Raw genomic sequence first — 13,196 nt, 5'->3', positions numbered from 1 at the left:
GGTGCAGCCCCTGAAAATATGGCGTTTGGACCAAAGTCTTCGTGAGCAAGCTCACTCCCACCAAGATTTCTGTCCAGTCCGATACAGCATGTAGCTGTGACGCAGAGCGTCACGAACTGCATTCCCACGCGGAGCGTGAGGAACGATAGGTGCGCGCAAGACCACTATCGATGCACCGCGTGCGCATGCCGTTCCGGACGCTCTGCTTCCAGGTCCAGCCTCAGGCGTGCTCCACTGTGCCGATGAAGTTCGCCAGTTCCGGGGTTTTCGGGTTGGCGAAGAGTTCTTTCGGATCGCCCACTTCGTGCACCTTGCCCTGGTGCATGAACACCAGCTTGTCACCCACTTCACGCGCGAAGCGCATTTCGTGGGTGACCATGATCAGGGTCATGCCATCGGCTGCCAACTGGCGCACCACGCTGAGCACTTCGTTGACCAGCTCCGGGTCCAGTGCCGAGGTGATTTCGTCGCACAGCAATACCTTGGGCGACATCGCCAGCGCTCGGGCAATCGCTACGCGTTGCTGTTGACCACCGGACAGGCGATCCGGGAAGGCGTCGAACTTCTCGCCCAGCCCGACGCGTTCGAGCATCTTCCTCGCCAGTTTGGCGGCCTCGGCCTTCGGTACTTTCTGCACGACCTGCGGCGCAAGCATGACGTTCTCACCCACGCTCAGGTGCGGGAACAGGTTGAACTGCTGGAACACCATGCCGACCTTCTGGCGCAGCGTGCGCAGGTCGGCGCGCGCGGCGTCCAGGTATTCGCCATCGACCTCGATCACACCATCGTTGATCGACTCCAGACCGTTGAGCGTGCGCAACAGGGTGCTTTTGCCCGAGCCGCTGCGACCGATGATCGCCACGACCTGGCCTTCTTCGACCGACAGATCGATGCCTTTGAGTACGTGATGATCGCCATAGTATTTATGCAGGGCGGAAATTCTAAGCAGAGGCATGCAGTCTCCTTTCCAGATGGCGCGCGCACAGCGACAAGGGGTAGCACAGGATGAAGTAGCCCAGAGCAACGAAGCCATAGACCATGAAAGGTTCGAACGTAGCGTTGGCCAGCATGCTGCCGGTCTTGGTCAGTTCGGTGAAGCCGATGATCGACGTCACTGCAGTGCCTTTGACCACCTGCACGGAAAAGCCGACCGTCGGCGCGACCGCGATGCGCAACGCCTGCGGCAGAATCACGTAACGCATCTGCTCGAATGGGGTCAGCGCCAGGCTCGCGGATGCTTCCCACTGGCCCTTGGAAATCGATTCGACGCAGCCACGCCAGATTTCCGCAAGGTAGGCGCTGGTAAACAGCGTCAAGGCCAGTGCCGCCGCAGCCCAGGGCGAAATGTTCATGCCCATCAGGGCGACGCCGAAGAACACCAGAAACAACTGCATCAACAGCGGCGTGCCCTGAAACAGTTCTATATAGAGTTTCGCGGTCACGCGCGGGCCGGATTTCTCCGAGGTGCGCATGCCCATGATCAGCAAGCCGATCAGCCCACCGCCGATGAAGGCCACCAGCGACAAGGCCACGGTCCATTGCAGGCCGATCAGCAGATTGCGCACGATGTCCCAGAGGGTGAAATCCATCAGCTGTTCCTCGAGATGTAGCGACGCCCGATCCAGGCCAGCAGTTGCCGGATCAGCAGCGCCATGGCCAGGTAGATCAGCGTGGTCACAATGTAGGTTTCGAACGAGCGGAAGTTGCGTGACTGAATGAAGTTGGCAAAGAAGCTCAGTTCTTCAGTGGCAATCTGCGAGCAGACCGACGAGCCCAGCATGACGATGATGATCTGGCTGCTCAGTGCCGGCCAGACCTTGCCCAGCGCCGGAACCAGCACTACGTGGCGAAAGGCTTCGTAACGGTTCATTGCCAGCGCAGCCGACGCTTCAAGCTGACCCTTGGGAATCGCCTGGATACCCGCCCGCACGATTTCGGTCGAGTAGGCACCCAGGTTGATGACCATCGCCAGCACCGCTGCCTGCCATTCCGTGATCTGCACGCCCAGCGACGGCAGACCGAAGAAAATGAAGAACAGCTGGACCAGAAACGGTGTGTTGCGGATCAGCTCGACATAGATGGCAAAGATCGTCGCAAAAGGCTGAATCTTCCAGGCCCTCACGACGGCACCGACAATACCGAGACTGACGCCCAGCAGGGTGCCAATGGCCGTCAGTTCCAGCGTGAACAAAGCCCCGCGCAACAGCAGATCGATGCTCTGCAGGACCGGTGTAAAGTCGAAGTGATAAGCCATTGGTGAATCCTGTTACCGGAAAGCAGTGATCAGAGATCGGCAGGCAGCGGTTGCTTCAGCCATTTCTGGGAAGCATTTTCCAGCGAGCCGTCAGCCTTGGCGGCATTCAGAATCTCATCGACCTTGCCCAACAGTTCCGGCTGACCCTTGTTCACGCCGACATACACGGGCGAGTCCTTGAGTTTCACTTTCAGTGCCGGGATGCGCTTGGGATTGCGCTCGCTGATCGCGACCATCACCACGTTGCCGCTGGCAATCAGGTCGGTCTGACCGGCCAGATAGGCTGCGATGGTGGAGTTGTTGTCTTCGAAGCGCTTGATGACCGCGCCTTCCGGAGCCACTTTCGACAGCTCGATGTCTTCGATAGCACCACGGGTGACGCTGATGGTCTTGCCTTTCAGGTCAGCGATGTCCTTGACCGGCGAATCAGGTGGACCGAATACCGCCAGGTAGAACGGTGCATAGGCGCGTGAGAAGTCGATGACTTTTTCGCGGTCCGGGTTCTTGCCCAGGCTGGAGATCACCAGGTCGACCTTGCCGGTGGTCAGGAACGGAATGCGGTTGGTGCTGTTGACCGGGGTCAGTTCCAGCTTGACCTTCAGCTTGTCGGCCAGCAGTTGTGCGGTGTCGATGTCCAGGCCGCGCGGTTTCATGTCGGGGCCGACTGAGCCGAATGGCGGGAAGTCCTGCGGAACGGCCACCTTGAGGGTGCCGCGCGCTACAACGTCGTCCAGGCCGTTGGCGTGGGCGGGTGTCTGGCTCAGCATCAGACTGGCAAACAGTGCAGTAAGCAGGGCGCTGTAACGCTTGGTCATATGAGGTCTCCGGGCGAAACGAAAGGTGTTGGCCTGTCTCCAGTGCACAGCGCATGCCATTCGGTCATTACCTGCCATGAATCAAGGTTTGCAGCGCATTTATGGTCTTACTGGTCTGACCAGTTGGAGGAGGCCTCGCCCTGCTTTGGCGCGCTTTAAAGCCTTGCTGCCCCAGTGCTGGGCGTCGCTTGCCGAATGTTCGAGATGGCGATAAAAGGGATTTTTACTGGACTGACTGGCCTGAACAGTGATGCCGCACACTTCACTCGCAGTACCCGAATCAGCCCTCCGGGCCATTCGCAAATTGATCGCCGAGCAAGGGTACAAGCCCGGCGAGAGCCTGCCGTCGCAACGCGATCTGGCGGTTTTGCTGGGGGTCAGTCGGGCATCCTTGCGTGAAGCCTTGTCATCGCTCAGCGCACTCGGAGTGGTCAGTGTCCAGCCCGGCAAAGGCGTCTTCGTGCAGTCGATTTCTGAACCAGAACAGCGCACAGGTGGTTTTTCCTGGCCTTATGAAGCTCAGGTTTCCCCGGCCGACACCTTTCAGTTGCGCTATGCACTGGAAGGTTTTGCTGCGGGAATGGCAGCGGTGACCCTGACCGCCGACGAGCGGGATGTGCTGGAGGACAACGTCGAAGCCATGCGCCTGGAGCTGCGTGCCGGTGACTTCGAGGCTGCGGCGCGGCTCGACTTCGAGTTTCATCGGCACATTCTGGTCGCCAGCGGCAATCAGGCGATGCTCGGGATCGTGACTGCCGGGGCCGACATCTTTCTGGAAAGCCAGAAGATGCCGTTCATCCGGGCGGCCAGGGTCATGGAAACCTGGCAGGAGCACCGCAAGATCCTTCGCGCGCTGGCCCGACATGCGTCAGGGCCTGCGCAAAAGGCCATGCAGGACCATATTCGTGGCGCGGCACTGCGCACCGGTATCGTGTTCGTTTCGCCCGCCAACTGAACGCCGGCCATAACTGCAGTCATGGCTCATCATAGTCAGACTCAATGAACCTTCGCTTCCTGAATCACCCGAGGCCCGCTATGATGAGCGTCGTTTTTAGCCTATGAACTCGGAGACTTCCATGAGTAGCGACCTTATCAAACACGTCACCGACGCCACCTTTGAAGCCGAAGTACTCAAGGCTCAGGGTCCTGTGCTTGTTGACTATTGGGCTGAATGGTGTGGCCCTTGCAAAATGATTGCCCCGGTTCTGGACGAAATCGCCAGCACCTACGAAGGCAAGCTGACTGTTGCCAAGTTGAACATCGATGAAAACCAGGACACTCCTGCCAAGCATGGTGTTCGCGGTATCCCTACGCTGATGCTGTTCAAGAACGGCAATGTTGAAGCGACCAAAGTCGGCGCCCTGTCGAAGTCGCAGCTGGCTGCGTTCCTCGACGCCAACATCTGAGGCGTTTCAAAGCCCCGCAAATCGCGGGGTTTTTTTCGGGTGTCGTACTAGACGCCTGGAAAATCAGGTGGTACATTCGGCCCCGCAACGGCTTCTCCGTTGCCCCCTGCTAGCCGTCGCCGACGCTCTCCTTTCGATTTAGTACGCGATCCTGTCGCCTTCTCTGCGGCGCGGCCTCATTAAGCCAAAAGCTTAATTTCCCCCTCCATACATGATTACGTCATTCCCCATATGAACCTGACTGAACTCAAGCAAAAGCCGATTACCGAATTGCTCGAAATGGCCGAACAGGCTGGCATTGAGAATATGGCCCGTTCGCGCAAGCAGGACGTCATTTTCTCCCTGCTCAAACGGCACGCCAAAAGTGGCGAGGAAATATCCGGTGATGGCGTGCTGGAGATTCTCCAGGACGGCTTCGGTTTCCTGCGCTCTGCAGACGCTTCCTACCTGGCCGGCCCGGATGACATCTATGTCTCCCCCAGCCAGATCCGCCGCTTCAACCTGCGTACCGGCGACACCATCGTTGGCAAGATCCGTCCACCCAAGGAAGGCGAGCGTTATTTCGCTCTGCTCAAGGTCGACACGATCAACTACGACCGTCCGGAAAACGCCAAGAACAAGATTCTGTTCGAAAACCTGACGCCGTTGTTCCCGACGATCCGCATGAAGATGGAAGCCGGTAACGGCTCCACCGAAGACCTGACCGGTCGTGTGATCGATCTGTGCGCACCGATCGGTAAAGGCCAGCGTGGTCTGATCGTTGCTCCGCCGAAGGCGGGCAAGACCATCATGCTGCAGAACATCGCGTCGAACATCACGCGTAACAACCCGGAAGTGCATCTGATCGTTCTGCTGATCGACGAGCGCCCGGAAGAAGTGACCGAGATGCAGCGCACCGTGCGCGGCGAAGTGGTTGCCTCGACATTCGACGAACCGCCAACCCGTCACGTACAGGTTGCCGAAATGGTGATCGAGAAGGCCAAGCGCCTGGTCGAGCACAAGAAAGACGTCGTTATCCTGCTCGACTCCATCACCCGTCTGGCTCGTGCCTACAACACCGTCATCCCGAGCTCCGGCAAGGTATTGACCGGTGGTGTCGACGCTCATGCACTCGAGAAGCCAAAGCGTTTCTTCGGTGCTGCGCGTAACATCGAAGAAGGCGGCTCGTTGACCATCATCGCCACCGCACTGGTTGAAACCGGTTCGAAGATGGATGAAGTGATCTACGAAGAGTTCAAGGGTACTGGCAACATGGAGCTGCCTCTGGATCGCAAGATCGCAGAGAAGCGCGTGTTCCCGGCCATCAACATCAACCGCTCCGGCACACGCCGTGAAGAGCTGTTGACCGCTGATGACGAGCTGCAGCGCATGTGGATTCTGCGCAAGCTGCTGCACCCGATGGACGAAGTCGCGGCTATCGAGTTCCTGATCGACAAGCTCAAGCAGACCAAGACCAACGACGAGTTCTTCCTGTCCATGAAACGCAAGTAACGGGCAGGCTGAAACAAAAAATGGTGCCCTTCGGGGCACCATTTTTTTTGCCTGCCTGCCGCCGATTAGCTGCCTTGAAGGGCTGGAGCAGGTACGATGTGCGTCTATTGGATAAATGGCCGGGTTAATGAAATTCAAAGATCTTAGGGATTTCGTGCAGCAGCTTGAGCAGCGCGGAGAGTTGAAACGCATCCAGATGCCGATCTCGCCTGTGCTGGAAATGACTGAAATCTGTGACCGTACCTTGCGTGCCAAGGGCCCGGCCCTGCTGTTCGAAAAACCGGTTGGTTTTGATATCCCGGTGCTGGGCAACCTGTTCGGCACGCCAGAGCGCGTAGCCATGGGCATGGGCGCCGAAGCGGTCAGTGAGCTGCGTGAAATCGGCAAGCTGCTGGCGTTTCTCAAAGAGCCTGAGCCACCCAAGGGTTTGAAGGACGCCTGGTCCAAGCTGCCGATCTTCCGCAAGGTCATCGCCATGGCACCAAAGGTCGTCAAGGATGCACCGTGCCAGGAGGTCGTCATCGAAGGCGATGATGTCGACCTCGGCATGCTGCCCGTGCAGACCTGCTGGCCGGGCGATGTCGCGCCGCTGATCACCTGGGGCCTGACCGTCACCAAAGGCCCGAACAAGGAGCGCCAGAACCTCGGCATCTATCGCCAGCAGGTCATCGGTCGCAACAAGATCATCATGCGCTGGCTCAGCCATCGCGGTGGTGCGCTGGACTTCCGCGACTGGTGCGTCAAGCATCCTGGCGAGCCTTATCCGGTCGCCGTCGCACTGGGCGCGGACCCGGCGACCATTCTTGGTGCGGTGACGCCGGTACCGGACAGCCTGTCCGAATATGCCTTTGCCGGGCTACTGCGTGGCTCGCGCACCGAGCTGATCAAGTGCCGTGGCAGCAATCTGCAAGTCCCGGCCAGCGCCGAGATCGTGCTCGAAGGCGTGATTCATCCGGGCGAGATGGCCGACGAGGGGCCTTACGGCGACCACACCGGCTATTACAACGAAGTCGACAGCTTTCCGGTGCTGACCGTCGAGCGCATCACGCACCGCATCAAGCCGATTTACCACAGCACCTACACCGGTCGTCCGCCTGATGAGCCGGCGATTCTGGGTGTCGCGCTGAACGAAGTGTTCGTGCCGATTCTGCAAAAGCAGTTCCCGGAAATCGTCGATTTCTACCTGCCGCCCGAGGGTTGCTCGTACCGCATGGCGGTGGTGACCATCAAGAAGCAGTATCCCGGCCATGCCAAGCGCGTGATGCTGGGCGTCTGGTCGTTCTTGCGCCAGTTCATGTACACCAAGTTCGTGATCGTCACCGACGACGATATCAATGCACGGGACTGGAATGACGTGATCTGGGCCATCACCACGCGCATGGACCCCAAGCGCGACACGGTCATGATCGACAACACGCCCATCGATTACCTCGATTTCGCCTCGCCGGTGTCCGGCCTGGGATCGAAAATGGGGTTGGATGCCACGAACAAATGGCCAGGTGAGACCAGTCGCGAGTGGGGCAGGGCGATCGTCAAGGACGAAGCCACCACACGCCGGGTGGATGAAATCTGGACTCAGTTGGGAATAGATTGATGCGCGTAACCTTGCAGCCATCAGGTGCGGTGCTGGAAACCCTGCCGGGCGAGCGGATACTCGATGCTGCACAGCGTCTGGGTTACGAGTGCCCGCAGAGTTGTCGCAATGGCAACTGCCATGTCTGCTCGGCTCTGCTGGTCGAGGGCCGTGTGATGCAGTCGGGGCAGACGCTCGATCACGGCGAAATTCACACCTGTGTGGCCGAGCCGCTGACTGAGTGTGTGGTGCTGTGGGATGGCGTGCTGGCCAAGGGTGAACTGCCGGTGCGCAGCTTTGCCTGCCAGTTGAGCGAATGTGTCGAGGTGGGTGGCGATGTCTGGCGGGTCGGCCTGCGCGCGCCGGCCGGCAAGCCACCGCGTTATCACGCCGGGCAGTACCTGATGATCGAGCGCGAGAACGGCGAGAAGTCGGCGTTTTCCATCGCATCGGCGCCGCACAGCGGTCGCGACCTGGAGCTGCACGTGCTGGCTCGTGAAGACAGTGCGCGCAGTCTGATCGAGCAGCTGCAACGCAACCGCATGGCACGGGTCGAGCTGCCCTTTGGCGACACCCACCTTGCAGAGCTGCCGGACGGGCCGCTGGTGCTGATCGCGGCCGGTACGGGCATGGCGCAAATGAACAGTTTGTTGGAACACTGTCGCTCCACAGGCTTCAGTCATCCCGTGCATCTGTACTGGGGCGTGCGTCGTCCCGAGGATTTCTACCAGGTCAGCCATTGGGATGAGTGGGCGAAACTGCCGAACCTGTTCCTGCACAAGGTTGTCAGCGACCTGTGCGGCTGGGAGGGGCGTTGCGGTCTGCTGCACGAGGCGGTTTGCGAGGACATCAAGGACCTTTCGGCCGTCCACGTCTACGCCAGCGGCTCTCCAGCGATGATCTACGGAACGCTGGACGCTCTGGTCGACGCCGGAATGGATGCCCATCAGATGCGCGCAGACGTATTCGCCTACGCACCGCGTCCGTAATGCCGGACTGACGGCTGCATGAGTGGAGTGTAAATTGCTTTAACTGATTACAACCGATGGCGACGCCTGTTCGTCGCCAGGCAAACTTTAGTAACGGCAGGTCCTTGGCCTGTGGCAACAACCGAACCACGACACCCTGATGCCGCTCAACCACGAGCGAGTCGGCGGGGCTCGGTAAAAACTGACAGTCAGACTGTCAGGGAGGCAAATGGAGAACCCAATCAACGAGTTGGCCGTTGCAGTGCATGACGGCCTTGGCCTGACGTACCCGCCCGTTATCGATATGGGCCCACAGCTTACCCGCGAGCAGTTGCTCGCATCCATGAACGCCACCATGCGTCGTCACAAGGGCGGCCCGGTCTGGCTGTTCGCTTACGGCTCACTGATCTGGCGTCCCGAGTGCACCGCCGTGGAGAGCCAGCGCGCCCGAGTGCACGGTTACCACCGCGGGCTTTACCTTTGGTCGCACGAACACCGTGGCACGCCGGAAGTCCCGGGGCTGGTATTTGGTCTGGACCGTGGCGGTTCATGCACCGGCTTCGCCTATCGTCTGCCGGATGAATGCCTGGAAAAATCGCTGCTGGCCTTGTGGGAGCGCGAGATGCCGTACCCCTCGTATCGCCCGCACTGGCTCAATTGCCGCCTTGAAGATGGCCGGAAGGTGCAGGCGCTGGGCTTCGTGCTCGAGCGGCATCTGCCCAGCTACGCAGGCAACCTGCCGGACAGCGTGCTGAGCCAGGTGCTCGCCAGCGCCAGAGGGCGCTATGGGACTACCCGCGAGTACGTGGAGCAGACCGCCAAGGCCCTGCGTAGCCACGCCATGCCAGACCTGAATCTGGAGGCGCGGCTCAAGCGCTGCAAGTCAGAGACTGCCTGATCAGCCTTTGATGTCGCGGGACGTGCTGGCGACCTGCTTGTGCCGCAGCGTCGGCGCAAGGAACGCCATCGCCAGAATGCACGCGCCGATCAACAGCACGAAGCCGCCATCCCAGCCGAAGTGGTCAACCGTGTAGCCCATTGCCGCGCTGGCCGCGACCGACCCGCCCAGATAGCCGAACAGCCCGGTAAAACCTGCCGCCGTGCCTGCTGCCTTCTTCGGCGCCAGTTCCAGCGCCTGCAGGCCGATCAGCATCACCGGGCCGTAGATCAGGAAGCCGATGGACACCAGGGCGATCATGTCGACGGTCGGATTGCCTTCAGGGTTCAGCCAGTACACCAGCGTGGCGATGGTCACCAGAAGCATGAACACCATGCCGGTCAGGCCGCGATTGCCCTTGAAGATCTTGTCCGACATCCAGCCGCACAGCAGCGTGCCCGGAATGCCCGCCCACTCGTAGAGGAAATAGGCCCATGAGGTCTTGTCGACCGTGAAGTGCTTGGCTTCTTTCAGATAAGTCGGTGCCCAGTCGAGCACGCCGTAGCGCAGCAGGTAAACGAACACGTTGGCCATGGCGATGTACCACAGGAATTTGTTGCGCAGCACGTACTTGATGAAGATTTCCCTGGCGCTGAATTCTTCTTCGTGGCTGGCATCGTAGCCTTCCGGATAATCGTTCTTGTAGTGCTCGATAGGCGGCAGGCCGACCGATTGCGGTGTGTCACGCATGGTCGCGAAGGCGAATACCGCGACCAGCAATGCAACCGCCGCCGGCACGTAAAACGCCGCATGCCAGTCGTTGGTCCAGCCCATGCCGAGCAGGAACAGTGGGCCGATCAAACCGCCGCCGACGTTGTGCGCCACGTTCCACACCGACACCACACCGCCGCGCTCTTTCTGCGACCACCAGTGGACCATCGTCCGCCCGCTCGGCGGCCAGCCCATGCCCTGTGCCCAGCCATTGATGAACAGCAGCACGAACATGATCGTGACACTGGACGTCGCCCACGGCGCGAAGCCGAAGATGAACATGATTCCCGCAGAGACCAGCAGGCCGAACGGCAGGAAGTAACGCGGGTTGGAGCGATCCGAAACGATGCCCATGAGGAATTTCGACAAGCCGTAGGCAATCGCAATGGCAGACATCGCCACGCCCAGCTGGCCACGCGTATAGCCTTCGTCGATCAGATACGGCATCGCCAGCGAGAAATTCTTGCGCAGCAGGTAGTAACCCGCGTAACCGATAAAGATGCCTGCGAAGATCTGCCAGCGCAGACGGCGATAGGTACTGTCGACCTTTTCTTCGGGAAGGGGTGCCTGATGCCTGGCAGGGCGGAAAAACCCAAACATGGAGAAGCTCCTGATTATTGTTGTTTTTGCGAATGCGAATATTACATTTTCATTACAGAAAAAAGCAGTGCCTTCGGGCTGATTCCTTGTAGGAAATGCAGGCGATCGGCTGTTCTTTTACGAACATTGCGCAAATGTTTAAAGGTGTTTCAAGTATTTGGGATGGGTCCTACAGCCGTATCGGAAGTCGTGTGCTGACTGATATGTCGGCAGGTTCTTACCATCGTCATCACTGCGCCCTGGAGGTGCACCACGACGATGAGCCCCTACAACAATGAGAATGACCGCGTTCATGATTGCCGCATCACTGGCCCCTCACGTAGGCGCTGCAGAGCCATTTCTGGTGCCGATATACACGCCGACACCGGTTTTTCCGCCTGAGCTGGTCAAGACCCGCTACGCAGTCAAGGTCCGCGCCCAGCTGTGGATCAAATCCGACGGGCAGGTTCGTGAAGCCAAGGCTATCGAGAGTGGGCATCCGCAGCTCGCCGCAGCAGTGGAGCAGGCACTCCGCCAATGGCGCTATAGACCCTGGGTCGGAACAGTCGGCGCGCCGCCCATGACCACGATCACCGTGCCCGTCATTTTTGGTTCCCACGGCTATCGGCGCTTCAACACCGAAGTGACCGTGGGCCTGGGCAATATCCGCTGTGGCTACCTGAACCACGAAGTGAAATCCGCCCGCCAGGACTATCCCAAGGAGCCGCTGAGTAAGGTCGACGTGTTCTGGTACACCGAGCAGGCACTGTTCGGCAGCCATGTTGCCCACCTGCGTAGCGAGCCGCAACGCCAGGTCTTGCTTGAGCAACTGGGCGCCGCGATACCGATGATGGTCAGCAATTGCCGAAGCAATCCCGATCGTCTGTATGGCGACTATCTGCCAGCGCCGATCAAGGCGTTGATGGTCGGGTTGGCCGAGCAAGCGGAGGGCGGCGAATGAGCCGCGTGCTGGGTTGCATGATGATTACAGGGTTGCTTTGGGCGGGGGGAGCACAGGCGTTGCCGTCGTATCCGGTGCCGTTGCATATGCCTGAGCCGGGCTATCCGACATCAATGCTTCGTTCCTCCGTAAAACGCAGTGTCAGCATCAGGGTTTTCATTCAGGCCGATGGAGGCGTGCGCTTCCTGGAAGTGCTGGGGGCGCCCGATCCGAGGCTCATCAGCCTGACCCGAAGTGCTGTCGAACAGTGGGTCTTCGAACCTTGGCAGCCGCCGGCCTCTCACCCCGAGGGCGAAGCAGTTACGGTCACGTTCAATTTCACAGGGCGGCCACATGTCAACCCGCCGCTGACAGCCAATGTCGAGCTGAAGCAGGTGTTGTGCTGGCAGCTGAATACGGAAATGTTCGAGGGACGCAAATGGCGCAAGGACGTCAAGCCGGATGCGCTGATGCGCACAGAACTGTACCTGTCGAGCAGTCCGGTCGTAGAGCAGTTTCTCACTCTGGACGAGCGTCAGGCCCTGGTTCTTGAGCTGCTGGAAGCGACGCCGGGTATTGTCGCTCAATGCCAAAAAAATCCGATGCGCAGGTATGTTGATTATTTGCCGGAGAATGTGAGGAAGGCGTTGTAAGGGAGGGCGCGTTAGCGAAATGCGGGGACCAAAGCATTATTGCCTTGGTCCCCGCACTGTTGGTGAGCGGTTAGTGAGTCGCGCTCATATTTTGAATCGCTTCAAGCTGACTCATATCGAACGCCCCGTGAGCGCTGATCGTATTCGAGAAGTCGGTGATCGCGATTTCGATAGTGCCTCTCAGCACCTTGATCGCATTATCGATTTCTCGCGACGCCTCAGGCCCGAACGTTACCTCGATCGCTCGGAAGGATTCCGCCTCTGTAGCGCGAGCTTCCTCGGCATTGCGTAGGGCCAACGCATGCTCGGCCTCTTCAATCTGACGCTGTGCAAGCTGGAACGCTGCCTCTATGGCTCGCTGCTGCGCAGCATGTTCTTCCGCGAGTCGGCGAGCCGCCTCTTCCGCCTCGGCTCGCGCGCGCGCTTCTTCTTCGGCTTGGCGTTGTGCGGCTTCTTGGGCCATGCGCTCTGCGTGTTGGCGACCAAGTTCTAATAGCCGAGTAAGTAAGTCTTCGATGCTGCGTTTGAAATTCTCTAGGAACAGGATACTTTCCATGAAGAATCTGGCTTCGGCAATTAAATCCATACGACCGTCACCAGGAAGAGTTCGTAGGTGTGCGCTCATTTCCATATCTTCTTTGGTTGAGCGTTGGTCACCCCAAAGTGTATGGGCATACTCGATATTGATCGGCTGCAGGGGCGCTCGTTTACTATTTATCAGATGGTTGACGGCCTGTATGTGTTTGTCGGTTATTTCGATATAATTCATCCCGCTCCAGTCGCCGACGTAAGCCGCAATCTCGGCTTGCAGAAAACCAGGTAATTGCCGTAGGTGATGATGTAGTTCTTCCATGGATGATTTCCTTTTT

General features: G+C 59.1%; 14 protein-coding genes. 8 read left to right on the top strand and 6 right to left on the bottom strand.

The window, feature by feature from the left end; all coding sequences use genetic code 11:
- Positions 1-220: 220 nt before the first annotated feature.
- From ACW55A_RS14520 to ACW55A_RS14505, 4 genes are read right to left on the bottom strand one after another with little or no spacing between them, the layout of a single operon-like run.
- Positions 221-955: an amino acid ABC transporter ATP-binding protein gene (locus ACW55A_RS14520; RefSeq protein WP_003432251.1), complete on the bottom strand. Its 735-nt coding sequence runs from the start codon at positions 953-955 to the stop codon at positions 221-223.
- Positions 942-1,589, bottom strand: a complete 648-nt coding sequence (locus ACW55A_RS14515) for an amino acid ABC transporter permease (RefSeq protein WP_003432253.1) — start codon at positions 1,587-1,589, stop codon at positions 942-944. Before ACW55A_RS14515 ends, ACW55A_RS14520 begins: the two co-directional genes overlap by 14 nt.
- The gene (locus ACW55A_RS14510; protein ID WP_003365831.1) at positions 1,589-2,254 is read right to left on the bottom strand and encodes an amino acid ABC transporter permease; all 666 of its coding nucleotides are present in this window, start codon (positions 2,252-2,254) and stop codon (positions 1,589-1,591) included. The genes ACW55A_RS14515 and ACW55A_RS14510 overlap by 1 nt, the downstream gene beginning before the upstream one ends.
- Positions 2,255-2,283: 29 nt before the next feature.
- Positions 2,284-3,069: a transporter substrate-binding domain-containing protein gene (locus tag ACW55A_RS14505; RefSeq protein WP_003432256.1), complete on the bottom strand. Its 786-nt coding sequence runs from the start codon at positions 3,067-3,069 to the stop codon at positions 2,284-2,286.
- A gap of 250 nt (positions 3,070-3,319) precedes the next feature.
- Between ACW55A_RS14505 and ACW55A_RS14500 the strand changes: the two genes are divergently transcribed.
- The 6 genes from ACW55A_RS14500 to ACW55A_RS14475 all read left to right on the top strand — a co-directional run bounded on the left by ACW55A_RS14500 (position 3,320) and on the right by ACW55A_RS14475 (position 9,405).
- Entirely contained in the window at positions 3,320-4,024 is a 705-nt protein-coding gene (locus tag ACW55A_RS14500; protein WP_003365835.1) for a FadR/GntR family transcriptional regulator, read from the top strand.
- A gap of 121 nt (positions 4,025-4,145) precedes the next feature.
- On the top strand, positions 4,146-4,475 hold the full coding sequence (gene trxA / locus ACW55A_RS14495) for a thioredoxin TrxA (protein ID WP_003365837.1): 330 nt from the start codon (positions 4,146-4,148) through the stop codon (positions 4,473-4,475).
- A 231-nt stretch (positions 4,476-4,706) separates the two neighbouring features.
- On the top strand, positions 4,707-5,966 hold the full coding sequence (rho, locus tag ACW55A_RS14490) for a transcription termination factor Rho (protein ID WP_002551560.1): 1,260 nt from the start codon (positions 4,707-4,709) through the stop codon (positions 5,964-5,966).
- 127 nt (positions 5,967-6,093) lie between these two features.
- Positions 6,094-7,560, top strand: a complete 1,467-nt coding sequence (gene ubiD, locus ACW55A_RS14485; protein WP_003317344.1) for a 4-hydroxy-3-polyprenylbenzoate decarboxylase — start codon at positions 6,094-6,096, stop codon at positions 7,558-7,560.
- A complete protein-coding gene (locus ACW55A_RS14480) occupies positions 7,560-8,528 on the top strand; it encodes a CDP-6-deoxy-delta-3,4-glucoseen reductase (protein WP_003432257.1) in 969 nt (322 codons plus the stop codon). Before ubiD ends, ACW55A_RS14480 begins: the two co-directional genes overlap by 1 nt.
- Before the next feature lie 208 nt (positions 8,529-8,736).
- Positions 8,737-9,405: a gamma-glutamylcyclotransferase gene (locus ACW55A_RS14475; protein ID WP_003365840.1), complete on the top strand. Its 669-nt coding sequence runs from the start codon at positions 8,737-8,739 to the stop codon at positions 9,403-9,405.
- Here the strand turns inward: ACW55A_RS14475 and glpT are convergent, their stop codons facing one another.
- A complete protein-coding gene (gene glpT / locus ACW55A_RS14470; RefSeq protein WP_455808315.1) occupies positions 9,406-10,755 on the bottom strand; it encodes a glycerol-3-phosphate transporter in 1,350 nt (449 codons plus the stop codon).
- A gap of 292 nt (positions 10,756-11,047) precedes the next feature.
- Between glpT and ACW55A_RS14465 the strand changes: the two genes are divergently transcribed.
- Both ACW55A_RS14465 and ACW55A_RS14460 read left to right on the top strand, forming a co-directional pair.
- Complete coding sequence (locus tag ACW55A_RS14465; protein WP_498811369.1) at positions 11,048-11,695, top strand: energy transducer TonB; 648 nt, start codon at positions 11,048-11,050, stop codon at positions 11,693-11,695.
- Positions 11,692-12,327, top strand: coding sequence for a hypothetical protein (locus tag ACW55A_RS14460; RefSeq protein ID WP_003432260.1), 636 nt, complete (start codon positions 11,692-11,694; stop codon positions 12,325-12,327). Before ACW55A_RS14465 ends, ACW55A_RS14460 begins: the two co-directional genes overlap by 4 nt.
- A 70-nt stretch (positions 12,328-12,397) precedes the next feature.
- Here the strand turns inward: ACW55A_RS14460 and ACW55A_RS14455 are convergent, their stop codons facing one another.
- Complete coding sequence (locus ACW55A_RS14455; RefSeq protein ID WP_455808313.1) at positions 12,398-13,180, bottom strand: hypothetical protein; 783 nt, start codon at positions 13,178-13,180, stop codon at positions 12,398-12,400.
- Between the last annotated feature and the right edge of the window lie 16 nt (positions 13,181-13,196).

Source organism: Plantibacter cousiniae (nom. nud.), assembly GCF_977070315.1.
The sequence above is the reverse complement of the archived record's forward strand: the minus strand, read 5'-3'. Positions and strand labels throughout refer to the sequence as shown.